Here is a 24,048-nt window from a genome sequence, read left to right on the forward strand (position 1 = left end):
GAACATCGCGAACACCTCATGGGGAACGCCGAAGCCCTCCGCCATGGTCCGGGCGTACAGCCCCAGCTCCTCACCCTCCACCGGCCGTATGCGCAAGGATCCCGCGGGCGCCGGCGGCATCCCCGCACCGGGTCGCCTGATCATGAGCGGCAACGTGGTGACCGCGGTCAGCCCAAAGCGTGCCGCCACGTCCGTGACGGCCCGACCGGCACGACCACGGACCTGAATACTCCACGGCAGCCCTGTGAGGCTCGGATCGCCGGCCAGGGACTCGAGCACCTGGGGGTTCGGATCACGGTTGGGACTGATGACGCCGTTCAATGTGGCCACAGGCGCACCCGAGACAGCCAGAACCGTGCCGTCCGGATCCCTTGTGCACCGCCCCTCCGCTGCAGCGGCCAAAGCGTCGCGGACGACCGTGTAGGCGAAGACGATCGGTCTGAGGGGGTCGTGGAGCGGTGTCATGGTGTCGTCTCTCTGTGGTCCCTGGACGGTCGGGACTACGGTGGCCATGCGAGCGGCGCTCCGATCCATGCCTGCGACGGTCGACCCGAAGCAGCCACGCCAGAGGCCTCACGGGGAAGGTGGGTGCGGCCTCAGCTCGAGGACGACGGTCTGCGTCGTGCCACGGCGTTCCGCGGTGGGCCGGAGATCGCATGCGACACGTCCGACCATCGCAGCGGTTGCTGCAAACTCATCACACCGCGCAGGGACTCGGATAGAACGCGGATGCCACATGTGCCGCGGTGGTCCGACCGGCACACGAACCGGCCCAACGCTCGCCGACGGCCGTTGACAACTACGGCCGCCCGGAGCAGCCACACGAGTCACTTCAGCGACAGCGAGCTGGTCAAGACTTGTCGAGAGGCAATTGAGGGTAGGGTGACATTTGCGGAGGTTTCTGGGCAGTCTGTAGGGAGCCACGACAGGTTCCATGAGGCCGTTTCCTGCCACGGACACCGAACCGCGCGATGTCGACGCACCGAAGGAAGTGAGCAGCCATGCTGGCGCTCTTCCTGTTTTTCGTACTCGTAGCTGTCGCCCTGGGACTTGTCGGCGCACTGGCGCAGGGGCTCTTTTACCTTTTGATCATCGGGATCGTTGTCTTCGTGGCCGACTTCGTACTGCTGGGCGCGCGTTGGTCCCGGCGGTCGCATCGACACGTCGTCCGGTGAGGGCCTGACGCCCGACTCCACAGCTTCCACGGAGAAGCCTCGGCGATGATCTTGAGATAAGGCGCCGCAACGCCAACCTCGAGGCAGGGAGGGTCAGGCTCAGCGCCTGGTCGCCACGCTCCGCCGACCCACGCGATCCGAAGAGCCGGGCGGCCGGTCGGGGGCGCGGGCTCGTATGCGCGTGCCACGCGATAGAACCTCAGCGCCAGCACTCCTTGATCATTCGACAAGTACCCTTCCCGGCAAGTAAAGTGAGCAAATCCTTGCGTGCGACAACGATGTCACCTGCTTGCAAGCAGTCCTATTCCCCTGTCGATCGCCCTATGCCTTCACCAAGAAGATCGGTTGGAGCGATCGAAAAGAGGCGCAGATGAGTGACCAGAAACTGGAAGATTCCGCAGACCCTTCACTGAACTGCGGCCGCACAACAGATTTCAAGACCAAGTTGGATCTGACGGCCCGGCAGATCAGAGATACCGAGCATATCTTCCAGGAGTGGGAAGGCGGCCCTTTCTCGCACCTCACGCGCCTCACCATCCCTCAGCAATCCGCTCACGGATTCAAATTCTCCGCGAACGGACACCTCTTCGACAGCCTGCTGTCGGTAAAAGTTTACTGCGACTCACTGACGGGGATTTCCGGGAGCAATCTGGACCAGGATCCGATCGTGGCCGACCTGGTCACTGCCGGCCGGATCAGCTTCGCGGGCAAGTACGGCACCCACTCCGTCACACCCGGCCAGATCTGCATCCGCGACACAAAGGCCTCTTGGGAATTCGATTGCGCGCCTGCCACCCGCGTACGCGTCGTGACCATCCCGAGACACCTGCTGTTCTCGCGCATACGATCGACCAAGGTGCTCAATCAGGCGTACGTCTCTGACATCTCTGCCCCCGAGGTCCGCTTTCTTGTGAACTTCCTGGAGGCGATCGAGAAGACCAGTAACGACCTGGACCTTTCGATCTCCGCGCAGAACATTGCGCTGGATACATGCGCGACCTTGTTTTCAGGAATGCTCTCCGAACGCACCGAGCTGGGGCTGCAGGAACACCCGAACGCCACATTGAAGGCCGCGAAGAACGTCATCGAAAAAAATCTCGACAGACACGACCTGTCCCCCGCAATGGTCGCCCAAACAGTCGGGGTTTCCCTTCGCACGCTGCACAGATCTTTTTCTGCATCCAATGATTCCATCATGGCCTTTGCTCGCCGACGACGTCTGCAGAAGGCACACGGCGAACTGGTGAGGCTGGGCAACACGGCCAGCGTCTCCGAAATCGCGGCACGTTGGCATTTTGCAGATGCCAGCCACTTCATCAGACACTTCAAATCAGTCTACGGAACCACTCCGACCGCCTACTTGAGAAATTACGGCGAGGCGAGCAGCGAGAATTGACGCTTCCCTCCCCCACCGTGAGCACCGCGAGGGCAGGGGCAGGAGCCCGACACCGGAATCCGCAGCCCCTCAGAGGCCTTCGCCGTATCGAGAGCAACTCTGCCCCTGCCACGCTCTAGCCCAGAACGGCGGGCTTGAGCACCTCCTCGCACCACTCGCGGAAGTGGGTGGGCGCCGACTCGGGCGTACTCGGCGCGTCAGCCCCGTAGAAGCCCTGTTCGTTCAGGGCGTCCGTCATGTCCGCCAGTGCAAGGGCCCAGGCCTCGCTCACGCCGTGGCGCAGTGCCGCAGCCCTGTACTGCGAGCTGCTGATCAGCTGGGCGCGCACGGGACGGTTCAGCACCTCGGAGACGACGTCTGCCATGCCCCCAGGGGACAGGTCGTCGGGTCCCACGAGCGGGACATCGTGCTGCTCCGTCCACGATTCGTCGAGCAGCAGCCGGGCCGCCGTGGCAGCGATGTCGCGGGTGGCGCATGTGCGCAACACGCGGTCCTCCGTCATCGACAGGAAGAACACCCCGGCGTCTCGGATCGAGGCTGCCTGCCCCAACAGGTTCTCCATCAGGAACGGCGGGCACAGCGCGCGGTAGTGCACACCCGTGGCCATGATCGCCTCGTCCATGGCGAGCGAGGCGGAGATCTGCCCGGCGTTCTTGGCCACCGTGCGGCCAAGGGTCGAAACACTGACAACATGTTCCAAACCGTGGCGTGCGATCGTCTCGCACAGCGGCTCGGTGAAGGCTTGGAAATGACCCTCGACGCTGTCGGCCTGCGGCGCCGGGGGCACCAGCCAGAACAGGCGGTCGGCACCCTCGCACGCCTCCTCGAGGACGGCCGGGTCGGCGTGCGAGCCCCGTACGACCTCTACGTGTTCGCGCACACGGAGGGAGAGCCGTTCGGGGTCTCGGGCGATCACTCGGATGTCCGTCGTGCCGTCCGGGGCGTCCAAAAGGTGGTCGAGGACCTGTCGGCCGATCTGACCGGTGGGGGTGGTGACGACGATCATTCAATGACTCCAACTCGATAAGGCGGACCTGATGTTGTCGAGCCTGCTGCGTAGCGAGCTCGAACTGAAGGATCGATCGGATCGCCTGCGTTACCCTGAGAGCAATACCGAACAGAGGGGGCCGTGTGGAATCACGCCCGCTGCGCTACTTCGTCGCCGTCGCCGAAGAACTCAATTTCACCCGTGCCGCTGAGCGGCTCGGCATCTCCGCGCCACCCTTGTCCCGCGCGATCCGCAAGCTGGAGAAGGAAATGGGCGTCGCCCTCTTCGATCGGAATACCCACGGCGTGGCGCTGTCCCCGGCGGGAGCGGTGCTGCTCGCGGAAGCGAAGATCGTCCTGGACGCCCTGCAGGCCGCCGAGCGGCGGGCCCAGCGCGCCGCAGCGACGGAACCGAAGCTGATCCTGGCCGTCAAGGCCGACGGAGACGCGGGCCTGCTGGAGCCGATCCTCGCGCGCTTCGCGTCGGAACCCGCGGCCATACCGGTCGCCGTCCGCCTGTGCGGCTGGCACGAACAGCCACGGTTGCTGCGGCAGGGAGAAGCCGACGCGGCTCTGGTCCATGAGCCCTGCGACCGAACCGGCCTCGACGCGGAGACACTGATCCGCGAGCCGCGTGTCGCAGCACTCGCTGCCTCCCACCCCCTTGCCGCCCGCGACCAGCTGACCCTCACCGACCTCGACCTGCGCCCTGACGAAGTGGACCAGTTCATCAACCAGCACCGCGGCCAGGGCCGCGACCTCGCCCAACTGCTCACGCTCGTCGGGCTCGGTGGCCCGACCCCCCTGCTGCCCGCCTCCGTCGCCGCTCGCTATCCGCGCCCCGGTGTCGTCTACCGGCCCGTCGCGGACGCACCACTGTCGGTGCTGACCATCGCCTGGCCACAACAGTCCCGCTCGACCGCCACCGCGGCACTCGTCCGGGCCGCGTGCAGTGTGGCCGATGTCGTCAGGGGCTCGGCAGCTACCTCTTGAGGGCGCGTCCTGGAACGCCGCCGAGCCATGGCTGCCGCGGCCCTGCCGTGTTCGTCGGCCCTCCCCTGCCCTCGACGAAAGCACGTGGTCGCAGATGGCGGGATCGTGCATGCCACCGGAAGGAGGGCCTCACCGGCACATCGCATCCGCTCGGGCTATAGGTCCGCACTCGGCAACATGTGATTGTCGACGGCCTATTGCGGGCAGCAGGGCACGGTCACTCACTGCGCAGTGCGGTGGCTGTGTCCTGCTTGGCGGCCCAGCCGGCCGGCAGCAGCGCGCCCGTCACCGCGATGACCAATCCGCCGAGGGCGAGCACGGCCAGCTGAGGTGTGTGGTAGACGGCGACGTCCGAAGTGGGCAGGGCCATACCGACGGCGTTACCCATGAGCGGTGTGACAAACCGGTGCAGGGCGACCCCGGCCGGGACGCCCGCGGCACCGGCGACCAGGCCGATCCCGGCGACCGAGGTGAGGACCATGGTCACGGTCTGGCGGGGCGCCATGCCCAGAGCCTTGAAGACGCCGAGTTCGTGGACGCGGTCGCGGGTCTCGAGGACCACCGTGTTCAGCACGCCCAGGCCCGCGACCGCAACGAGCATCAGGGTGAGCGTCCCGACCAGCGCGTCCATGGTCACGATCACATCGGATGTGTTGGCGGTGTTGGCTCGGGCGACGGCGCCGACCGGCTGCAGTGCGGCGTTGAGCGAGGTCAGGTAGTGCGCCAGAGCCGTGCCTGGTCTCGTCTCTACGTTGTACTTGCCGGGCTTTGCATCGAGTCCCAGTACCGCGAGGGTCGAGGTCCGGGTGAGGAGTTCCATGCCCTCGCCCTGGGTGAAGAACGCCTCGCCGACGATCCGAACCGAGGTCCGCCGCCCCTGGGCCGTCAGGGTCACCGTGTCCCCGACACGGATTCCGCCGGCCTGCAGGAACCGGGGGGTGACCACGGCCTGACCGGGGCCGTCGAGCCAGCTCCCCGAGACCATCTGTGGGGCGGCCCACGAGGCGTCGCCCTGGTACGCCACCACGGTGGTGGCGCCCGTGATCCCGGACGCGATCACCTCCGCCTGGGCCGTGCCGTAGAAGCGCCTCGTCCCCTGCTGCGCACGGAGCGCGGTGGCGATCTCCGCCAGTTCGGCCTTCGGCGCGTCGGGCTCGCCGCCCGCGTGGACCACCTGGGCGCCCGGAGGCGCCTGCCCGCCACCGGTCTCCACCACCACCGAACCGGCCGAGTCGAGCATGCGGCCCGACTGGACGGCCCCGAGCGTCAGGGCGAGCCCGACTCCGAAGGTGACGGTGGCGGCGCCGAAGGCGACCGCGGCAGCCGTCGTCGCCGAGCGCGTCTGGCGGACGAAGGGGTTCGCCAGCCCGAGGCTGACCGCGCGCGGCAGCGGGAGCCGCCCGGTCAGCCGCCGAGCCAGGTGCCCTCGACCGGCGTCGGGGATGCGGCCGACGCTGATCGCCTCCACGGGACGCAGTCGGCCGGCGCGCGACGCTGGTACCAGTGCGGAGCCTGCGACCAGGACGAGGGCCGCGGTCGAGACAACGGCGTCGATCCACACGGGAATCGACGCTGCCGGACCGCCGAAGGCCGTGCCGACCTCACCGAGCACCGGAACGGCCAACAGGTTGCCCAGAGCCAGTCCCAGGGCACAGCCGACCGCCGCCGGGATCAGCGCCTGCCCGACGTAGGCCCGTACGACCTGTGCCGGGGTGAAGCCGAGGGACTTGAGGATGCCGATGCGCCGGGTCGCGGCGCCGACCGCGCCGCTCACCACGATGCCGATGACCAGCACCGACAGGAGCAGTCCGAGGACACCGAAAGCGGCCAGGAAGGGCACGAAGGCCATCGCGTTGGCGGTCTCCTGTTGCTTGACGGCCAGGTAGGAGTGCGACCCGGTCATCGTGCCCCTCGGCACTGCGGTGGTGACAGCGGCGCGGTCCGCGGCCATTTGGGCGTCCGTATCCGCGTGGCGGAAGCGATAGAGATCTCGAACGTGAGGGGACTGCCCGGCGCGGTCAGTGCCTCGGCCTGAGCGGGAGTCACCCAGGCGTCCGCGGTGCCGGTCACCGACCGGGCGACGCCGACCACGGTCAGCGTGGGGCTGCCCGGCGCGGCGGGGAACGTCAGCCGCTCGCCCGGCTGTACGGGCACCCTGTCGTAGGCCACCACGATCTGGCCGGGTCGGGTGGCCCAGGTGCCCGCGACGAATGTGAGTCCGTCGACGCGGCCTGCGGCATCCGCCCGGCCGACGACGGTCAGCGGCGGCAGATCGACACCGGCCGGAAGCATGCCGGAGCGCGACGCCGTGCGCGGGCGTACCGAAAGGGTCCGGAAGGGTCCGACTGCGGCGGCCACGCCGGATGCGTGCGCGGTCGCCGCGAGCTTCGAGGCTGTTGCCTTCGTCCCGTCGAACTGCGCGGTCAGGTGGGCGCCGCGCTGCTGGGCGAAGGCGCGGTCGAAGGGCGCCTGGGCCGCGACGAGCAGTCCGGCGGCGAGCACCGACGCGGTCACGGCCATGAGCGTGGTCAGGATGATCACCGCGGTACGGACGCGCCGCCGCCCGACTCCGGCGCGTACCACCCGACCGAGCGCGCTCATCGGGCTACCGCCGCGGTGTGCTCCGTGTCCTGCACGATCCGGCCGTCGACCAGCTCGACGGTCCGGGTCGCGCAGGACACGGCAAGGCTCAGATCATGCGTGACCAGGATGATCGTCTGCCCTTCCGCGTTGAGTTCGGTCAGCAGTTCTCGGACGTACTCTCCAGAGGCGGTGTCCAGCGCGCCCGTGGGCTCGTCGGCCAGCAGTAGAGCCGGACGGTTCATCAATGCCCGAGCGACCGCGACCCGCTGGCGCTCGCCGCCGGACAGCCTGCCGGGGTAGGCACCGGCGTGCCGGTCGATGCGGAGGTACTCCAGCAGACTGGCGGCACGCCGTCGGGACTCGGCCCGGGGCAGGCCCGCCAACTGCGCGGGCAGCAGCACATTGTCAGTGACTGTCAGGTCGTCCAGAAGGTTGAAGAACTGGAAGACCATGCCGACTTTCACCCGCCGGTACTCCGCCGACCTGGCCTCGTTCAGCTCGTCCACCCGCAGTCCGTCGACCGTGACGTTGCCTGCGGTCGGCCGGTCGAGTCCGGCGATGAGATTGAGCAGCGTCGATTTGCCGCTGCCGGACGGCCCCACGACGGCGAGTGCCTCTCCAGCAAGCACGCTCAGTGTCACGTCGGCGAGAGCCGGCGACCCCTCCCCGTATGTTCTGGTCACGTCGCGGATGTCGATCACGGGCGCAGTCGCTGCCACGGTGCCTCCACAGGCCGGTAGTTGACGGTTCGGCCCGAAGGTAGGGGCCGGGCCGTGCCCTGTGCGTCGCCTGCGAAGGCGAGATGGGCTGCCGTCCCTGGGTGACCCGCCGCTCGGCGTCATCCCTGCGATGTACGCGGGGGATGTAGGGCTCGTCCTCGGCGGGAGGGATGTGACGGGGTCCGGGGCTTGCGACACTGTGCGCATGGGCGCAGCTGTTCTTGCGGAGATCGTGGAGCGGTCGAGGGTGGGTGTCGCAGCGCTGCGTCGCTCGAGCCCGCTGCCCCGGCCGTCCCGGTGGATGTGGGCCGCCGACGCGATCCTTGCTTTCGTCCTCGCCGCATGCACGGTGGGAACCGTCCTCCGGCAGGGCAGCAGCCACGCCCCGGTCCCGTCGTTTCTGGTGCCGACACCACCGCCCGTGCCGACGCTGGACGCCGGGCCGCCTGCTCCGCCCGCGCCGCTGGGCGTCGCGCATCACCTCGAAGGTGGCCAGCCCTGGCAGTTGATGTTGGCGGCGCTGACCGCGTTGCCCCTGGTGGTGCGCCGACGATATCCGTTGGCAGCGTTCTGGGCCGTGATCGGCGCGAGCCTGCTGTTCAACCAAGGTACGGGCGGCGGTGACGCGACCGTGTACACCTTCCTGGCCTGCGCAGTCGCCGCCTACAGCGCCGCCGTATACAGCCCCTACCGGGCGCTCGCCCTCACAGGCCTGGTGGCCGGCACAGGCCTGCTCGCCGTGTTCCACGATGAGAACTTCCCGTCTTTCGCCCCCAATTTGGCGCCGTTCCTCGCGTTGCTCGGTGTGGGGCTCGCAGCCAACGCGATCCACACCTGGAAGCAGCGCCTGCGCGTCCTGCAGGAAGAGCACGAGGCCGCCACGCGGCTGGCGGTCGACCGCGAACGCTCACGGATCGCGCGGGAACTGCACGACGTGGTCACCCACAATGTGAGCGTGATGGTGATCCAGGCGGGTGCCGCCCGCACGGTGATGGGCACCGCGCCCGACCGGGCCCGCGAGGCACTGCTGTCCGTGGAGGCCGGCGGGCGTACCGCGATGGCCGAACTGCGCCACGTCATGGGCCTGCTGACCATGGCCGGTGACGACCACGACACGGCCACCGAGACCGACCTGACGCCCCAACCGGGCCTCGGCCAAGTGCCGGCCCTCACCGACCGCATGCGCGAAACCGGTGTCCCTGTCGAACTGATCGTCACCGGCACCCCGGTGCCCCTTCCCGCAGGTGCCGACCTGGCCGCATACCGCGTGGTGCAGGAGGCGCTGACCAATACCGTCAAGCACGCCGTCGGAGCCCGTGTACGGATCGCAATCGACCACGTCCCCGGCGCCGTGCACATCGATGTGTCCGACACCGGTGGCGTCTCCCAGGCCCCCGCCGGTCCCGGGGGCGGTCGCGGACTGATCGGCCTCCGTGATCGCCTCGCCGTCTACGGAGGCACTCTCCAGTCGGGCGAACGCCCTACCGGCGGCTTCCGGCTCCGCGCCGTCATACCAGTTGAGGAGATTGCGTGAGCAAGCTGCCACGCGTGGTGATCGCCGACGATCAGGCCCTGGTCCGCACCGGTTTCAGCCTCATCCTGGCGGCGAACGGAATCGACGTCGTCGCCGAAGCCTCCGACGGGGACGACGCGATCGACGCTGTCCACCGCACCCGCCCCGACCTGGTCCTGATGGACATCCGCATGCCCGGGACCGACGGACTGGAAGCCACGCGGCGCATCCTCTCCGGCACCGTCCCCGATCTGCCCCGCGTCATCATGCTGACCACCTTCGACCTCGATCGCTACGTTTACGCCGCACTTACCGCGGGGGCGAGCGGCTTCCTCCTCAAGGACGTCACCCCCGAACACCTGGTCGCCGCCGTCCGCCTTGCCCGCACTGGTGACGCGCTTCTCGCTCCAGCCATCACTCGACGTCTCGTCGAACGCTTCGTTTCCCGCGACACCCAGACTGCCGCCCTGCACCGGGACCTGTCTGTCCTCACCCCCCGCGAGCTCGAAGTCCTCCGTTCACTCGGCAGCGGCTTGAGCAACGCCGAACTCGCCGCGCACTTCCGCTTGAGCGAGGCCACCGTGAAAACCCATGTGGCCCGGATCTTGGCCAAACTCCGCTTGCGCGACCGCGCCCAAGCCGTCGTCGTGGCGTACGAGACGGGACTTGTCACCCCGGGGGCAGGCGCCCCAGCGGCGGAGCCGTGGACGGGGTAGCAGGAAGTCGGGTGGCGGGGCAGCGACATCCGGTCGTACCGCGACGGCATTCGCCCGTTCGTGCGCGGCAGATGGCTGAATGAGTACCTGCAATCGGCCCAGGAAGCCGGTGTTGCAACGCCCACACGGCAGCGGCTGGCTAGCGACCGATGCCGAGCGCCGACAGCACCACTGCGTCGATATAGCGGTGTATGAAGGCAGCATCTACCTCCACGTCCTCCAGCAGACATCGGGTGACCACGGAGCCGAGCATCATGTGCAGCAGGAGGTCGGCTGCAGGCACGTCAGCTCTTATCTCCTCGCGGTTGGCGGCTCGCCCCAGCATCTGCCGCACGCCGGTGAGCTCGGGCTCAATCATGTGCCGGCGCATGGCCTCCGCGAGGTCGGGATTAATGGCAGAGGCACGGGCCAAACCCCGGATCAGCGGTACATCCACGGCCGAGCCGTCGCCGATGCGATCGGCGAACTCGTGCAGGTCGCCAGTGAGCGAACCGGTGTCGATGTTCTCGACGTGGACTGCCGTGGTGCTCTTAAGCGCAGTCGCGACCAGCTTCTGCTTGCTCCTCCATCGGCGGTAGAGGGTCGCTTTGCTGCAGCGGGTGCGGACGGCGACCGCGTCCATCGTCAGGGCATCGAACCCTACCTCGCGCACCAGATCGATCACCGCGCCGTACAGCTCCTGTTCCCGTACGGGCGTCAGTCGAGTACGGCGCGCCGGTGCGCTCGAGTCCGTGGTCACTTCCGTGCTCTGTCTCTCGTCCCTGCGAGACTGCTTCGCGTCCATCCGACAATGTGGCGTTGTTCGCCGAAACTGATGCTTTTCGAGGGGTTGGTCTCGACCACTCGGTCGCGGCTTCTGTGGCCCGCTATGCGCAGTTTCTATACCGACCTTGTGAGGAGGGGCTGGCGCACAGCCCGAGTGTTTTACTCCCTCTGGCCTCGCGCATGGCAGACGCCGTGGGCTTTGCCAGGCCTACCAGCGTTGCCGGTAAGAGGTTTTGACGCAAGCGCCGCTGCGGGCGGGAGGCCTCAGCGGGGCAACGGGACAGCCACGGGTTCCTCCTGTCCGTCCCATCTCACCCAGACCTCGCCTGGGAGTGGGTGTCCGAATGTGGGAACCATCAGGAACTGCAGCGACTCGCCGGGCCGTACCGTTGCGTTCTCCGGCACGTTTCGCAAGATCGCCGTCGCCCGGTTGCGGTCCAGGTGCACTCCGGTAGCCGTCTCCGCGCCCCCGTTGCGCAGCAAGTAGGCGTGCTTCCCTCGGCGCTGCAGGTCCCATCCCACCGCGGGACGGCCCGCCAACTCAGGCGTCGCGAGCGGTTGCGGAGGTGTCGTGGCGTTCTGCGCCTGCGCGAGCAGCTTCAGTGCTTTGGCCAGGCCCTCTTCCACGGCGATTGCTCTGCGCTCGGCCGCCTCGACCTGTGCCTGACCGGCGATGTTTGCTTCCTCGGCAATTTCCGCCTGCCTCTTCGCGTCGTGGCGCGTGACGAGAGAGATCACCAGGGTGATCACGATGCCGACCCAGGTGGCGATGTTTCCAGCTTGCATGGCTACCACGGCGGGAGGGGCATCCCGCCTTCCTTCTTGCTGTTACTGATCTTCGAAGCACGGTCGTGCGGTGACGGGCTGTCTGCCGTCAGCCCGTCGTTGCTTCTCCTGCCGTGGTGAAGCGGGCCACGGGCGAACGGTAGGTACCGTCAGGCCCAGGCGACGGCGTCCTCGATAGGCACGCGGGGCAGCCGCGGGAACCACGGGTCGGTACCGGGGTGACCGATGTTGACCACCAGATGCGAACGCCAGCTGGTATCGGCGAAGAACTCTTCGTCCACGCCGGCTTTGTCGAAGCCCGCCATGGGACCGGCCGCGAGCCCCGCCGCGCGTACCGCGAGTAGGAAGACCCCGGTCTGCAGTGCCGAGCTGTAGGCCGCGAGGTTCTGGCGCGTCTCGGCCTGGTGGGCGAACGCCGCTCGCAGCACGTCGCCGCGGGCCGGGAAGACGCTCGGCATCTGCTCGTGGAAGTCGACGTCGTACGCCAGGACCGCCACGGCCGGCGCACTGAGCGTCTTGGCCCTGTTGCCCTCGTCGAGGTGTCGAACCAGTCGCTCCTTGCCCTCGCGGGTGCGCACGAAGAGCGCACGCAGAGGCTGACTGTTGGCAGCGCTGGGCGACCAGCGGGCGAGTTCCCAGATCATGGCAAGTTCGTGGTCGTAGACGGCCTTTGCCGCGAAGGTGTTCGCGGTGCGGGCCTCGGTGAACAGCAGCTTTTGCCCGACGTCGTCAAGGACATCGAGGGCCTGCAGTTCGCGGTCGGTCATGCTCACGGTTTCTCTCTTACTTGGATGTGCGGATGGTGTGGTGGATCTCCGTCCCGGCACCGCTGGAAGGAACAGGGTTTGCGGAGCCGGGTGGGGCACAGAATCCCGGCGCGTGGGCCCCTTGCCGGTTATGTGTGGTTCGTTGACCGCGTGCTCCGTTCGGCGCCCAACCGGGTGAAGAAGGCGATGAGTTCGGGGTTGTCGAGTGCTGCGGGGTTGAGGACCTGTGCGGCGGGGGCGCCCTGGAGCAGGCGTTTGACGGGAACCTCGAGTTTTTTGCCGGTCTTGGTGCGCGGGATGGCCGGCACGGCGAGGATCTCGTCGGGGACGTGGCGGGGTGAGGCGCCGGTGCGGATCGCGTCGCGGATCTTCTCGCGCAGGGGGTCGTCCAGGGTGACGCCGGGGGCGGGGACGACGAACAGGGGCATCCAGTAGCCGCCGTCGGGTTCTTCCGCGCCAATGATGAGGGCCTCGGTGATCTCGGGGAGGCGTTCGACGATGTCGTGGATGTCGGCGCTGCCCAGGCGTACGCCGTTGCGGTTGAGGGTGGCGTCGGAGCGTCCGTGGACGATCACCGAGCCGTGGGAGGTGTGGGTGATCCAGTCGCCGTGCCGCCAGACGCCCGGGTAGGTGGCGAAGTAGGCGTCGTGGTAGCGGCTGCCCTCGGGGTCGTTCCAGAAGTGCAGGGGCATGGACGGCATGGGGCGGGTGACGACCAGTTCGCCGACCTGGTCGAGGACCGAGGTGCCTGTGGCGTCGTAGGCTGCCAGTGCCACGCCGAGGTTGGGTGCGGACAGTTCCCCTGCCCAGACGGGGGTCGTGGGGGCGCTGCCGGCGAAGCCGGAGACGACGTCGGTGCCGCCGCTGGTCGAGGCCAGTTGGACGCCGGGCCCTATGTGGTCACGGACCCAGGGGTAGGCGGAGGCGGGCAAGGTGGAGCCGGTGCAGCCGATGACCCGGAGGGCCGATAGGTCGTGCACGGAGGGTTCGATGCCCAGCTTGGCCATGGCCAGCAGGTACTGGGGGCTGGTGCCGAAGACGGTGACCTTGTGGCGGGCCGCCAGCTTCCACAGGATGTCCGGGCACGCCTGCGGCGTGGGGCTGCCGTCGTAGGTGCAGGTGGCGGCGCCGGTCAGCAGGGTGGAGACGACCAGGTTCCACATCATCCAGTGGGTGGTGGTGTACCACATCAGGCGGTCCCCGACGCCCAGATCGCAGTGCAGGCTGAGGGTCTTGAGGTGTTCGAGCAGGACCCCGCCGTGCCCGTGGACGATGCCCTTGGGCAGGCCGGTGGTGCCGGAGGAGAAGACGACCCACAGAGGGTGGTCGAACGGCACTGGGGCGACGGTGAGGTATTCCGTGCGGGTGGCCGCGTCCTGCCATGGAATCGTCAGCGCCGAGTGGCCGCGCTCGGGCCAGGCGAGGTCCACGTGGTCCACGAGCACCGTGCCCTTCAAGGAGGGCAGGGCGCACGCCAGTTCGAGGGAGGCGGCGCGGCGGTCGTGTGTGGTGCCGTTGAAGAGGTAGCCGTCCGCGGTGATGAGGACGGTGGGTTCGAGTTGGGCGAAGCGGTCGGCGGCGGGCTTGGGTGCGTAGTCCTGGCCGCACACCGACCACACCGCGCCGAGGGCGGCGGTGGCGAGGAAGGCGATGACGGCGTGGGGGGTGTTGGGCAGGTAGCCCACCACCCGGTCGCCCTGTCCGACGCCCAGATCGCGCAGGGTGGCCGCGACGGAGGCGACCTGGGCGCGCAGCTGGTGGCCCGTGATCTCGTAGGAGGCGCCGGTCTCGTCCAGCGCGGTGATCGCGGGGGCGTCCGGGTGCAGGTTGCGCAACGCGTGGTGAGCGTAGTTGAGGGTGGCGCCGGGAAACCAGCGGGCACCGGGCATGGTGTCCTGGGCCAGTACCTGATCGTATGCAGTTGTCGCGTCGATGGCGAAGTACTCCCACACCGCGGCCCAGAACCCTCCCAGGTCGGTGACGGACCACCGGTGCAGGGACGGGTAGTCGGTGGGGTCCTGGATCCCTTCGGCGCCATGCCGGGCCGCCCAGCGGGCGAAGTCCGCGATGCGGCTGTGGGCGGCCGCGTTCGGGTCGGGCGGGAGGAAGGGCTCCGGATACGGCGTGGGGTGCGGGGTGGTCATGGTGTGGTGCTCCTCGGCGAGGGGGCGGACCGGGCATGGGCGGGGCGATGGGCCGTGTGCAGCAGCGGTGCCCAGGCAGCGGTGCCCGTGAAGTCGCCGGTGCCGGCGGGGACGGTGTCCATCACAACGCGGTCGGGGCGCAGCAGGACGGCGTCCGCCCGGCCGCGTGCCAGCCAGGCGGTCACGGTGCCGTCGTCCCTCAGGTCCTCGACGCGGATCACGGGTGCGCCCAGTGCCGCGGCCACGGCCGTCACCTGCGGAGCGGGCGGCATGGTGGTCAGAATGGCGAAGGAGTCCCCCAGGACGTCATCGAGGCGCACCCGCCTGCCGTCGACGACCACCCAGGGCTGGGGGCAGAAGGTGCCGGCCAGCACGCGGCCGACCAGCCGGGGGCGGCACCGCACCAGCGGGCCGGCGGTCAGGGCGGGGCTGAGGTCGCGGCTCACCGTGGCGGTCACGCCGGGGATGCGGCAGGCTGCGCCCACCAGGGCCCGGCGCAGCGCCGCGGCACGGTCCTGGCCGCCGGTCATGGCCCAGCCGACAGCGACCGCGAGGCGGATCACGTGGCGTGCGTGCGGTTTGCGTTCGCGCTCGTAGGTGTCCAGCAGTTCCTCGTCTGCGCCCTGTTGAAGGACCTGGGCGAGTTTCCAGGTCAGGTTGTGGGCGTCGCGCAGGCCGGCGCACAGGCCCTGCCCGATGAAGGGCGGGGTGAGGTGGGCGGCGTCGCCCAGCAGGAAGATGCGGCCCCTGCGCCACCGGTCGGCGAGGCGGGCGCGGAAGGTGTACTGCGCCTGCCGGAGCACCTCGAAGTCGTCGCCCGGCAAGGCACCTTGCGGTAGGTCGACCCAGGGGGCGACCAGGTCGCGCAGGCGCTCCAGCCCGTCCGGGCCGTCCAGGCGCTCGTCCTCGGGCAGCCTGAACTCCCAGCGGTAGCGGTCTTCGCCGACGCGCATGAAAGTGGCCGGCCGGGTCGGGCAGCAGATCTGCTCGACGCCTTCCCAGGTGCGCACCTGGCGGCTGGTGCGTACGTCGACGACCCTCCAGCTCTCCTCGAAGTGCAGGTCCTCCCATACGGCGCCGATGGCGTCGCGGGTGAGGCTGCCCGCACCGTCGCAGCCGAGGACGGCATCGGCCCACACGGTCTCCTCTTCGTCGCTGCCGTCGCGGCGGAAGCTGACTTGGACCGGCCCCGTCGAATCGTTTGTTCCGTCGGTGTCCTGGGTGACGGACACGACTTCCACCCCGCCCCGCAGCTCGCATTCCGGGCGGCGCGCCAGGGCGTTGCGCAGCAGGCGTTCCAACTCGGGCTGGTCGAACATGCTGGTCTGAGGGAAGCCGTGGTGTCCGTGCGGGGACCGCGGGAATTCGGCGATCAGGCGGTGCCGGGCGTCCAGCAGCCGCAGGCCGCGGGCCGGGCGGGCGCGGGCGGCGAACTCCTCGTGGATGCCGGCGCTTTGAAGGATCCGGCGGATCTCGTCGTCCATGGCGACGGCGCGTGGCAGGGGGTAGATGTCCTGGTGGCGTTCCAGGATGAGGCTGCGCACGCCGTGCCGGGCGAGCAGGAGCGCGGCCGTGACTCCCACGGGTCCCGCACCGATGATCACCACCGGGCTCCGGGATGCAGCGCTCATGGGGCGTCCGTCACAGCGGTCCGCTGCTCGCCGAGTTCGATCCGGCCGTCCGGGGTAGTGATCGTGGCGGTGATGAGGTCACCGTTGCGCAGGTAATGGGGGTTCTTGGCCTGGCCGTTGAAGAAGGCCTTCCATTTCAGCGCGGGCGGCAGCAGCGCCGCGATCTTCTCGACCGGCTTGGGCGGGGCCTTCAGGGCAGTGCCCCCGGGCGTGCCGGTGAGCAGCAGGTCGCCCGCATCGAGGGTCTGGAAGCGGGCGAGCAGGGTGAGTGCCTGGGCGGGTCGTACGATCATGTCGGCGAGCGTGCGGTCTTGGCGCGGCTCGCCGTTGACCGACAGCCGCAGCCGCAGGTTGAGCAGATGGGCGAAGTCCTCGGGCTCCAGCAGCGCGAGGTAGGGGCCGGTGGGGGTGAAGGTCGGGTAGGACTTGCTCTCGTAGAACTGGGTCTTGGTCAGCTGGACGTCGCGGGCGCTGACGTCGTTGGTCAGCACGAGGCCGGCGACGTAGTGCGGCAGGTCCCGCTCCTCGACGACCGTGCCCACCGGCAGGGGTGCGCCCATGACGAGGCCGAGTTCCACCTCGTAGTCGAGGAACTTCACGTGCGTGGGGCGGACGATGCTGTCGTGCGGGCCGCTGACCGAGCCGGACGCCTTGCGGAAGAAGGTGGGCGGGATGTCGCCGGTGAAGCCCGAATCGCGGGCGTGGCTGCGGTAGTTGACCATCTGTGCGACGACCCGGCAGGGGGTGGTGACCGGAGGCAGGGCCACCAGGTCGGCGACGGGCGTGCCGCTCTGAGCCGAGGCGGCGGCCTCGCGGACCGCGGCCCGGTCGGCGAGCAGTTCGGCGGTGGTGACCGCCTTGGACTCGATGCGGGCGGCGCGCTCGTCGCGGACCGCCCACCAGCCGTCGGTGGTGCGCAGAACGTTGGTGCTCATGAGTTCATCGCTTTCATCAGGCCCAGCAGGCGTGCGGGGTCGAGTTCGTTGTCGCCGCGCAGGGCCGACATGACCTCGCGGAGCTTGGCGGGGGACGGGTTCGTGCCCAGGAAGTCCCGGGTGACCGGCGGGCCCCACTGGGCCAGGCCGCTCGCCGACATCGGCGCCCAGCCGGGCTCGAGGTCGCAGGAGAACAGGTCGCCGTCGGCGAAGTGCTCGAGCATGAAGCGGTCGGGGTCGCGCCAGTAGTCGAACAGCTGACTGCCCTGGATGTGCCGGCCGATCCCCCAGCTGCGCTGGTAGCCGCGCTCGGCCAGGTATTCACCGCCGGCGGCGATCGCGTCGAGGTCGGTGACCTGATACGCCGAGTGGACGTAGCCGGTACCGGGCCCCAGGTGCATGGCCAGCGTGTGGTGATCCACAGCCCGGCTGCCCTGGTCGCAGCGGATGAACGCCATGGTCGGCCCGCGCCCGCGCTGCCCGTCCAGGAACAGGAAGTCGGACACGATCAGCCCGAGGATGTCCAGATACCAGTTAAGAGTCCGCATGAACACGCGCGTCTCCAGCACCACGTGCCCCAGCCGCTGGATACGCGAGGGCTCCCGGGGCGGTCGCTGGGTGGCGTTCGTGCGGCGGTGCTCGGTGCCGACATTGAGGATCAGCCGCTGCTGCTCGGACAGAGCGGGCAGCTGCTGGGCGCAGTGCACGACCCGGACCGGGAAGCCCGAGGGATCGAGCAGGGCAACCGACTGCCCGCCACCGGGGACGTCGAGGTCCCGGACGGTATCGCCGGTGGCGCGGGCCAGCCGGTCCAGGTCCCCGCGCTCGGCCGCGCGGAAGGCCGGTCCGATGAAGCGGGACGCACGCCCACGCCGGATGACCATGCACGGTGAGCCCGCCAACGTACCGCGCAGCCACAGCTCCCGCTCGGTGCGGGCGGCGATCGCGAACCCGAAGTCACGGGCGAACACCTCGGCCCGGTCCAGGTCCGGCTTCTCGAACTCCAGCCAGGCCAGATCCGCCACCTTGATCACGGGATTCCGGGCCCGTCCGGGGTGCTCGCCGCGCAGGGCGCCCTGCTCGCTGTGGAGATCTTGGTGGGGGGTCCGGGGAGCGGCCCTGTTAACGGGGGTTCGAGACATGGTGCCCTCCAAGCAACACTGCTGTAATGAGGAAATCATCAACTTTGCTGATCCTCATCGTCAATAGGGCAACTCTAGATTATTGATAATCTCATCAGCAATGGCAGACTCATCGCGACGGTTGTTACACTCGCCGTATGCCGACGTCAGCCCCGCCTATGAACCGCTTCGAGCGGCGCCGTGCCGAGACCCGCCAGGCGCTCGTGCGTGCGGCCCGGCAGATCCTCGCGGAGACCGGGGACACCAGCGCCAGCATCCAGGTGATCGCCGAGCGCGCGGACGTGGGTTTCGGCACCTTCTACAACCACTTCGAGTCCAAGACGGAGCTGTTCGACGCCGCGGTGACGGACGCCTTGGAGGAGTTCGGCCAGGTCATCGACGAGCGTGTACAAGGGATTGACGACCCGGCCGAGCTCGTCGCAACCGGCTTCCGGCTCACCGCCCGGATGGCCGACTCCCACCCCGAACTCATGCGGATCCTGCGCGACCGCGGCCTGGCCCACATCCACTCCGACCGCGGCCTATCCCCACGAGCCCTGCGTGACCTGGAGATCGGCATTGCCTCGGGCCGCTTCACCTGCCCCAATCCGACCACGGCCCTGTCCGCCCTGGGCGGCACCCTGCTGTCCCTCGTGGCGCTGAGGCTGGATCGTCCGGACCTCGACGGCGACGAAATCGCCTCCGACCTGGCCGAAATGGTCCTACGTATGCTCGATGTCGCCCCGGACGACGCCCACGAAGTCACCCGGCGCCCCCTGCCCGGCCTCGGTTGAGAGCGTCTATTGGCTTAGCGAGCCTGAGCGTTGCTCAGCCTGGAGCCAATCGCCTTCGTGCCCTGGCACTGAACGACAAGAGCCGCCAGCCCGCGTGGCACGTCCGTCCGGACGCTGGTCGACCAGGCCGCAAGACCCGACCGAGGAGGGTGCCCGACGTCGCCTGGGCGCCGAGCCGTCCCAGTAAATGTCGCGCTTGCCGCCGCTGCGGGCCTCGGCGTCATGCAGGGTGACCAGGCGCATCGCGCCCGGCGGCCGGTCTTTTGGGTCCCGTCGTTGCACCTCGCCCTCTACCAGGTGGAAGGGCTGGACCCATACCTGCCGCAGGGTGCCGGCCTCCGGCAGCTCCCGCAGTGCCGGCGGTGCGTCGTCTGCCCAGATCATGCGCAGAAGTGCATGCCGTCCGCGTCGATCCGACCCCAGCGCGAACTTCCAGTCGATCCTGGCCCGCACGGCCTCCGCGGCCTGCCGGTCGGTCAGCCCTTCCACGAATTGCAACACCAGCACCATCACCAGGCGTCCCGGCGACCAAGCCCGCTTCCCCCGGGCCGGGAGCAAGCCTGCGAACTGCTCGTCGCTGAACAGAACGCCCAGCTCATCCCGCATTCGGATCGCCAGGCTCCCCTTCGGGAAGGCCGCCCGCGCCACCCGCATCGTCTCCGCCGGGACCTCATCAGACCCGCTCGGCATCGACATCGACACCCTCCCCATACGACAACGCCGGCTCCCAAGACCACAATCAGGTCTCGGGAGCCGACGTCACGCACAGGCCCGAATTGATCAACGGCATCCCAGAGGGGCACCGGGCCCCTGCCTGCTCGTGCCGGATGCTTACTTCATGGTCGCCAGGGCCGCGTCGACGCCCGCGGTGGGCGAGCCGAGGCCGGTGACGGTGTCGTAGCCGGGGCCGGCGGTGCACTCCGCGCCGCACCGGCCGTTGGAGCCGGAGGTGATGTCCCGCAGAGAGGTGCTGCCGAGCCCGTAGACATCGGTGTGCGCCGTGTCCCCATACGGGCCGGCCGAAGCCAGGTGAGGCTTCGCGGCGGCGGCCCGGAGCTGGTCGGCCGAGGCGATGATCGCGCCCCAGATCGGGGCGGACAGGCTGGTGCCGCCCACCTTGAACCACATGGACCTGGTGGTGTCACCGGAGGTCATGGTCATGTAGACGGGCACGCCGGTGGCGGGGTCGGCCACGAAACTGACGTCCGGCGTGGCCCGCAGCGGCGAGGACTGCACGCCGTCCTGGTAGGCCGGGCGCGGCTCGAAGTAGCTCAGCCCGCCACCGGTGGACCTCCATGCCGTCTCGTCCACCGTGTTGCCTTCGGCGTCCAGTCGGAGGCTGGTGCCGCCGATGGCGAGGGCGTAGGGGTTGGTGGCGGAATAGCCGGCGGGGTAGCCGTCGTCACCGGTGGACTGGACGCAGAGCGAGTCGGCCAGCTTGCAGTGGCCGTCGTAGAAGGACTGTTCGGAGAACTCGCCGGCGCCCCAGCTGTTGCTGACCGCCGCCGGGTGCAGTGCCGCGGCCGTGTCTTCGGCCCGGGACAGCGCCGCCATGGTCGGGTCCTCGGCCTCGACCAGGACGACCTTGGCGTGCGGGGCCACCGAGTGCGCCCACTCGATGTCCAGCGCCGCCTCCTCGTTCCAGCCGGTGTCCGCCTCGGGCTGGGTGCCGTCCGCGTAGACCTGCTGGAAGTCGAAACAGTCCGCTCCCGCACTCACCGTGTCGCAGGTGGGCGGCAGGTTGAAGTGTGCGGAGAAGTGGTTCAGGTCCTCCTTTGCCGTCGGATAGTGGTAGGCGTCGACGATCGCGATCGTCTGGCCCGTGCCGTCGCCCTTGAGACCCAGGCGCGCCTGGATCTGCTGCGGGGTGTAGCCGGGGGCGACCTCGTCGGTGTTGTCCTGGCCCACGCTCAGTTTCGTGGCTGCCGGGGTCTTCTTCTGGATCTCGATCGGGACCGAGGCGGTGCCGATCGGCATGCCGAGGTCCTTCAGCGGGCTCGCGCTGCGCATCCGGTCATCCGGGGCCTGAGGGGCCTTGAAGGCGGCCTGCGGGGCCGCGAGAGACGTGCCGCCGCCGCTCGGAGGCGCCGGGATCCGGGTGGGCTCGTCCTCGGAGAGCTTGTAGGTGGTCAGGCCGTGCGGAAAGTAGTCGATGTCGTTGACGGCGTCGCCGATCGCCTGGGCCGAGATGTTCAGGGCCCTCCAGTCGAGCGCGAGACCGATCATGTCGTCACCGGGCCTGTCGCCCAGCTTCGCTGTTTCCACCTGGCTGGCCCCCAGGGCGAAGTCCGTGGCGCTCTCGCGGAGGAAGCCGTCGTTGTCGGCGAACGGTGTGTCGTAGGACCACAGGTTCTGGTAAGCGCCGACGAACGCCTCGGTTCCGCCGACAGACCTGGCGAACACTCCCGAGTGGAAGCCGAGGAAGGTGGGCACGTCGTAGGGCTCGCCGCCGTCCGCGGGGTACACATAGTCGTTGAACTCGCGCATCTCGACCAGGCCGGTCTTCTTTGACGCGACGAAGCCCTGCGACATCCCGGGGCTGTCGTAGTTCTTGATCACCGCGCCGGTGCGGGAATCGAGGATCTGCACCAGGTGCTGGTAGGTCCGGAAATCGCCGGTGAACGCGAAGGCGACACCATGCCCGTCCGCGCCCGGGATGTTCGGGTCGGCCAGGGCGGGGTCGGTCGGCGCGATCGCGGCGGCACCGGTACCGGTCGGGGTCTGGGTCCAGATCGGGGTGCCGGTGGCAGAGTCCAGGCTGACCGCCGTCGGCGCCGCATCGGTGACCTCCGAGGGAAGGCCGATGCCGTGGTGCGCGCCGCCGTACTCGAAGAACAGGTGTCCGGCGTTGTCCGTGGTGACGCTGGAGAAGACCAGGCTCTTGCCCTCCGTGCCCTTCGGCTGGTACGTCCACAGCTTGTTGCCCTGCGCGGTGTACGCGGTCAGGCTGCTGCCCGGGATGACGATCTCGGAGTTGCTGTGGCCGTCGCCCACGACCGTGAGTGAGGCGACATAGCCGCCGGTGTGCACGTTCGCGCGCACCTTACCGCTGTGCGCGTCCAGCACGGCGAAGCCGTGGTCGGTCGCGGCCACCACGGAGTCGCCGGCTGCTTCCATGCCGGGGTTCGGCAAGAGGCGCAAGGTGTGCACCGAGCTGTCGGCGGTGGCACGCCACAGGACGGTCGGCGCCGCCTTCTTCAGGCTTCTGCCGTCGAGGGCGAAGACACCGCGGCTCTGGCCGGCCACGATCAGGTCCTTGGTCCCGTCCTGGTTCACGTCCGCGGCGACGGCCGCGTAGAGGTCGCCGGCCAGGGGCATGGCGTGCGACGTACCGCTGCGGGGGTTGACCGTGTAGGCGGTGTCGTCGTAGCCGACGGTGAGCAACCCGCCCTGGTACGGGGTGAGCGTGTCGCCGGAGACAGCGCCCTCCTGCCGCCAGTCGAGGTGCCCGGTCGCGGCGTTCAGTCCGATGAGCTGGGTGTGCTCGGGACCCGCGGGAGTGGCTGCAGTAGCTCTGGCCGGGTCGGAGACCGAGGCGAACACCTCGCTGCCCTTCGCATCGGAGGACAGCCCCATGGTCGGGGCGTTGGGGCCGCCGATAGTGGAGGCGGTGGTGTACGACCAGAGGGTGTGACCGTGGCTGTCCCAGCCGGAGATGCTGCTCTGACCGTCCGACAGGTCGGCGTCGATGCCAAGCTCCGCCACCGCGAACTGGGGCTGCCGAGCGTGCGCGTTCGGCAGGACCTGGAAGGCCTCCGGCACAGTGCCCTCACGAGAGGCGAGCACTGTCCGGTCGCCGCTGTGCGCATCGATCGCGGTCAGGTCCCAACGCACCTTGTCGAAGGGATCGTTCTGCTCCACCACCAGGACGCGGTCCGCGCCCGGGTCCTTGACCAGTATGCGCGGGTAGCCGGGTGTCTTGGCGCGGGCCGCGACGCGGCCGTCGGAGGTCTTGAGCACCAGTACGTTGCCATCGGCCGGGCGCGGGCTTCCCAGGTCCATGGGGGTGTCGGACCAGGACGCGGCGATCCGGCCGGCGCCCATCGAGGTCAGATCACCCCAGTACGCCCAGGGCGCGTGCGTCGAGTAGGTCCAGTCGGCTCTCCCGGTGAGCTTGCCCTGAGCGGCGCGGCGGAAGCTGTAGGAGGTCAGGCTGCTGCGGCTGTCGCCCTGTTCAGTCACCGGATCGCCGCCCCAGTCCGGGCCGGTGGAGTCGGCGACGATCAGCTTGCCGTCCTGGACGAGCATCGTGCCGACGAAGCCCGGGACCAGTTTGCTCCACGCCGTCTTTCCGCTGCGTCCGTCAAGGACGGTCAGGAAGGTGCCGTAGTCCAGCTTGGAACCGGGTGAGGAGTACGGCCGAAACGGCCAGTCGCCGACCGCATAGGCCACGGCGACGTCAGCGACGCCGTCGCCGTTGAAGTCACCCGTGACATAGGGGTGCTTACCCGTGGCGGACATCTGGTACGGGTTGTAGCCGGCGTAGAGGTTCGGCAGATACGGGTACGGCTGGAACCAGTCGTTGGGAGTGACCTGCCAGTCTTTGTAGAGCGAGGTCGCTCCGCGGTGCCACACCTGGTTGCCGTGCGCGTCGTGACGGGCGACGGTGCCGCCGCTGAAGACGCTTATCCAGTCCTTGGTGCCGCCGAGCGTCAGGCTCTCGGCGAAGCCCCGGGCAGTCTCCCACTGGCCGGTCCGCTCAAAGCCCGGGGCGGCGGACGAGGTGTTGGTGTGCGTGCCGGAGCCCGCCGTCACGGTGGGCTTGGTGCCCGCCAGCGTGGGGGCGGCAGCAACGGGGCCCTCCTGGGCGGCGACCTGCCCGGGTGTGCCGTCGATCCGGGGTTGGTACCGCTTGCTGAGCCTCTCGATCGCAGCGGCGGTCAGCCGGATGCCCTTCGCGCCGTGCGGAGGGTCCGCCTGAACCGGCGGTGTGACCAGCAAGCTGGCGGCCAGCCCCAGCACAGCGGCGACCATGCCGGAGCGTATGCCCTTTCTACGCATTCTCAAGTGACTACGCGCCTTT

18 protein-coding genes and 2 pseudogenes are annotated in these 24,048 nt (G+C 69.0%); 6 read left to right on the plus strand and 14 right to left on the minus strand.

Going from position 1 to position 24,048, the window contains the following annotated elements:
* Nucleotides 1-513: pseudogene (locus tag ADL25_RS34565) on the minus strand (GNAT family N-acetyltransferase); the annotation flags it as partial.
* 488 nt (nt 514-1,001) lie between these two features.
* Here ADL25_RS34565 and ADL25_RS49315 point away from each other — a divergent pair.
* Nucleotides 1,002-1,175, plus strand: coding sequence for a hypothetical protein (locus tag ADL25_RS49315; protein ID WP_159045064.1), 174 nt, complete (start codon nt 1,002-1,004; stop codon nt 1,173-1,175).
* Between the two features lie 370 nt (nt 1,176-1,545).
* Nucleotides 1,546-2,571: an AraC family transcriptional regulator gene (locus ADL25_RS34570; protein ID WP_079050759.1), complete on the plus strand. Its 1,026-nt coding sequence runs from the start codon at nt 1,546-1,548 to the stop codon at nt 2,569-2,571.
* Between the two features lie 115 nt (nt 2,572-2,686).
* Here ADL25_RS34570 and ADL25_RS34575 read toward each other — a convergent pair whose 3' ends face one another.
* Nucleotides 2,687-3,577, minus strand: a complete 891-nt coding sequence (locus ADL25_RS34575) for an NAD(P)H-binding protein (protein WP_059131858.1) — start codon at nt 3,575-3,577, stop codon at nt 2,687-2,689.
* A gap of 125 nt (nt 3,578-3,702) precedes the next feature.
* On the opposite strand from ADL25_RS34575, the gene ADL25_RS34580 reads away from it, so the two are divergent.
* A complete protein-coding gene (locus tag ADL25_RS34580) occupies nt 3,703-4,551 on the plus strand; it encodes a LysR family transcriptional regulator (protein ID WP_059131859.1) in 849 nt (282 codons plus the stop codon).
* A gap of 217 nt (nt 4,552-4,768) precedes the next feature.
* Here the strand turns inward: ADL25_RS34580 and ADL25_RS34585 are convergent, their stop codons facing one another.
* From ADL25_RS34585 to ADL25_RS34590, 3 genes are read right to left on the minus strand one after another with little or no spacing between them, the layout of a single operon-like run.
* A complete protein-coding gene (locus tag ADL25_RS34585) occupies nt 4,769-6,502 on the minus strand; it encodes an ABC transporter permease (RefSeq protein WP_324614087.1) in 1,734 nt (577 codons plus the stop codon).
* Nucleotides 6,451-7,152, minus strand: a complete 702-nt coding sequence (locus ADL25_RS51975; protein ID WP_324614088.1) for a hypothetical protein — start codon at nt 7,150-7,152, stop codon at nt 6,451-6,453. Before ADL25_RS51975 ends, ADL25_RS34585 begins: the two co-directional genes overlap by 52 nt.
* Nucleotides 7,149-7,853: an ABC transporter ATP-binding protein gene (locus ADL25_RS34590; RefSeq protein ID WP_059131860.1), complete on the minus strand. Its 705-nt coding sequence runs from the start codon at nt 7,851-7,853 to the stop codon at nt 7,149-7,151. Before ADL25_RS34590 ends, ADL25_RS51975 begins: the two co-directional genes overlap by 4 nt.
* A gap of 205 nt (nt 7,854-8,058) precedes the next feature.
* Here ADL25_RS34590 and ADL25_RS34595 point away from each other — a divergent pair, with 205 nt between their 5' ends.
* Together ADL25_RS34595 and ADL25_RS34600 are read left to right on the plus strand one after the other, a co-directional pair.
* Nucleotides 8,059-9,387, plus strand: a complete 1,329-nt coding sequence (locus ADL25_RS34595) for a sensor histidine kinase (protein WP_079050761.1) — start codon at nt 8,059-8,061, stop codon at nt 9,385-9,387.
* 14 nt (nt 9,388-9,401) lie between these two features.
* The gene (locus ADL25_RS34600) at nt 9,402-10,082 is read left to right on the plus strand and encodes a response regulator (protein ID WP_420711393.1); all 681 of its coding nucleotides are present in this window, start codon (nt 9,402-9,404) and stop codon (nt 10,080-10,082) included.
* A gap of 139 nt (nt 10,083-10,221) precedes the next feature.
* Here the strand turns inward: ADL25_RS34600 and ADL25_RS34605 are convergent, their stop codons facing one another.
* The 7 genes from ADL25_RS34605 to ADL25_RS34635 form a co-directional block, all read right to left on the minus strand.
* Nucleotides 10,222-10,746 (minus strand): TetR/AcrR family transcriptional regulator, encoded by a 525-nt coding sequence (locus ADL25_RS34605; protein WP_234381156.1) that lies wholly within the window; start codon nt 10,744-10,746, stop codon nt 10,222-10,224.
* A 365-nt stretch (nt 10,747-11,111) separates the two neighbouring features.
* Entirely contained in the window at nt 11,112-11,597 is a 486-nt protein-coding gene (locus ADL25_RS34610) for a hypothetical protein (protein ID WP_159045065.1), read from the minus strand.
* A 185-nt stretch (nt 11,598-11,782) separates the two neighbouring features.
* On the minus strand, nt 11,783-12,400 hold the full coding sequence (locus tag ADL25_RS34615) for a malonic semialdehyde reductase (protein ID WP_059131864.1): 618 nt from the start codon (nt 12,398-12,400) through the stop codon (nt 11,783-11,785).
* 128 nt (nt 12,401-12,528) lie between these two features.
* Nucleotides 12,529-14,544: an acetoacetate--CoA ligase gene (locus tag ADL25_RS34620; RefSeq protein WP_059131865.1), complete on the minus strand. Its 2,016-nt coding sequence runs from the start codon at nt 14,542-14,544 to the stop codon at nt 12,529-12,531.
* Entirely contained in the window at nt 14,541-16,175 is a 1,635-nt protein-coding gene (locus ADL25_RS34625; RefSeq protein ID WP_059131866.1) for a bifunctional 3-(3-hydroxy-phenyl)propionate/3-hydroxycinnamic acid hydroxylase, read from the minus strand. Before ADL25_RS34625 ends, ADL25_RS34620 begins: the two co-directional genes overlap by 4 nt.
* Nucleotides 16,172-17,110, minus strand: coding sequence for a fumarylacetoacetate hydrolase family protein (locus ADL25_RS34630; protein ID WP_059131867.1), 939 nt, complete (start codon nt 17,108-17,110; stop codon nt 16,172-16,174). Before ADL25_RS34630 ends, ADL25_RS34625 begins: the two co-directional genes overlap by 4 nt.
* The gene (locus tag ADL25_RS34635) at nt 17,107-18,252 is read right to left on the minus strand and encodes a VOC family protein (protein WP_059131868.1); all 1,146 of its coding nucleotides are present in this window, start codon (nt 18,250-18,252) and stop codon (nt 17,107-17,109) included. Before ADL25_RS34635 ends, ADL25_RS34630 begins: the two co-directional genes overlap by 4 nt.
* A gap of 137 nt (nt 18,253-18,389) precedes the next feature.
* On the opposite strand from ADL25_RS34635, the gene ADL25_RS34640 reads away from it, so the two are divergent.
* Nucleotides 18,390-19,025, plus strand: coding sequence for a TetR/AcrR family transcriptional regulator (locus ADL25_RS34640; RefSeq protein WP_059131869.1), 636 nt, complete (start codon nt 18,390-18,392; stop codon nt 19,023-19,025).
* Between the two features lie 174 nt (nt 19,026-19,199).
* On the opposite strand, the pseudogene ADL25_RS34645 reads toward ADL25_RS34640, so the two are convergent.
* Together ADL25_RS34645 and ADL25_RS34650 are read right to left on the minus strand one after the other, a co-directional pair.
* A pseudogene (locus tag ADL25_RS34645) lies at nt 19,200-19,721 on the minus strand (transposase); the annotation flags it as partial.
* 135 nt (nt 19,722-19,856) lie between these two features.
* Nucleotides 19,857-24,026 carry a PQQ-binding-like beta-propeller repeat protein gene (locus ADL25_RS34650; RefSeq protein ID WP_107116783.1) on the minus strand — a complete coding sequence of 1,390 codons (4,170 nt, stop codon included), beginning with the start codon at nt 24,024-24,026 and terminating at the stop codon, nt 19,857-19,859.
* Nucleotides 24,027-24,048 lie beyond the last annotated feature (22 nt).

Source organism: Streptomyces sp. NRRL F-5122 (assembly GCF_001507435.1).
GTDB classification, from domain to species: domain Bacteria; phylum Actinomycetota; class Actinomycetes; order Streptomycetales; family Streptomycetaceae; genus Streptomyces; species Streptomyces lannensis.

Coding starts and splice junctions, on each gene's coding strand:
- ADL25_RS49315 (WP_159045064.1), top strand. CDS start 1,002: ATGCTGGCGCTCTTCCTGTTTTTCGTACTCGTAGCTGTCGCCCTGGGA.
- ADL25_RS34570 (WP_079050759.1), top strand. CDS start 1,546: ATGAGTGACCAGAAACTGGAAGATTCCGCAGACCCTTCACTGAACTGC.
- ADL25_RS34575 (WP_059131858.1), bottom strand. CDS start 3,577: ATGATCGTCGTCACCACCCCCACCGGTCAGATCGGCCGACAGGTCCTC.
- ADL25_RS34585 (WP_324614087.1), bottom strand. CDS start 6,502: ATGGCCGCGGACCGCGCCGCTGTCACCACCGCAGTGCCGAGGGGCACG.
- ADL25_RS51975 (WP_324614088.1), bottom strand. CDS start 7,152: ATGAGCGCGCTCGGTCGGGTGGTACGCGCCGGAGTCGGGCGGCGGCGC.
- ADL25_RS34595 (WP_079050761.1), top strand. CDS start 8,059: ATGGGCGCAGCTGTTCTTGCGGAGATCGTGGAGCGGTCGAGGGTGGGT.
- ADL25_RS34615 (WP_059131864.1), bottom strand. CDS start 12,400: ATGACCGACCGCGAACTGCAGGCCCTCGATGTCCTTGACGACGTCGGG.
- ADL25_RS34620 (WP_059131865.1), bottom strand. CDS start 14,544: ATGACCACCCCGCACCCCACGCCGTATCCGGAGCCCTTCCTCCCGCCC.
- ADL25_RS34625 (WP_059131866.1), bottom strand. CDS start 16,175: ATGAGCGCTGCATCCCGGAGCCCGGTGGTGATCATCGGTGCGGGACCC.
- ADL25_RS34630 (WP_059131867.1), bottom strand. CDS start 17,110: ATGAGCACCAACGTTCTGCGCACCACCGACGGCTGGTGGGCGGTCCGC.
- ADL25_RS34635 (WP_059131868.1), bottom strand. CDS start 18,252: ATGTCTCGAACCCCCGTTAACAGGGCCGCTCCCCGGACCCCCCACCAA.
- ADL25_RS34640 (WP_059131869.1), top strand. CDS start 18,390: ATGCCGACGTCAGCCCCGCCTATGAACCGCTTCGAGCGGCGCCGTGCC.
- ADL25_RS34650 (WP_107116783.1), bottom strand. CDS start 24,026: ATGCGTAGAAAGGGCATACGCTCCGGCATGGTCGCCGCTGTGCTGGGG.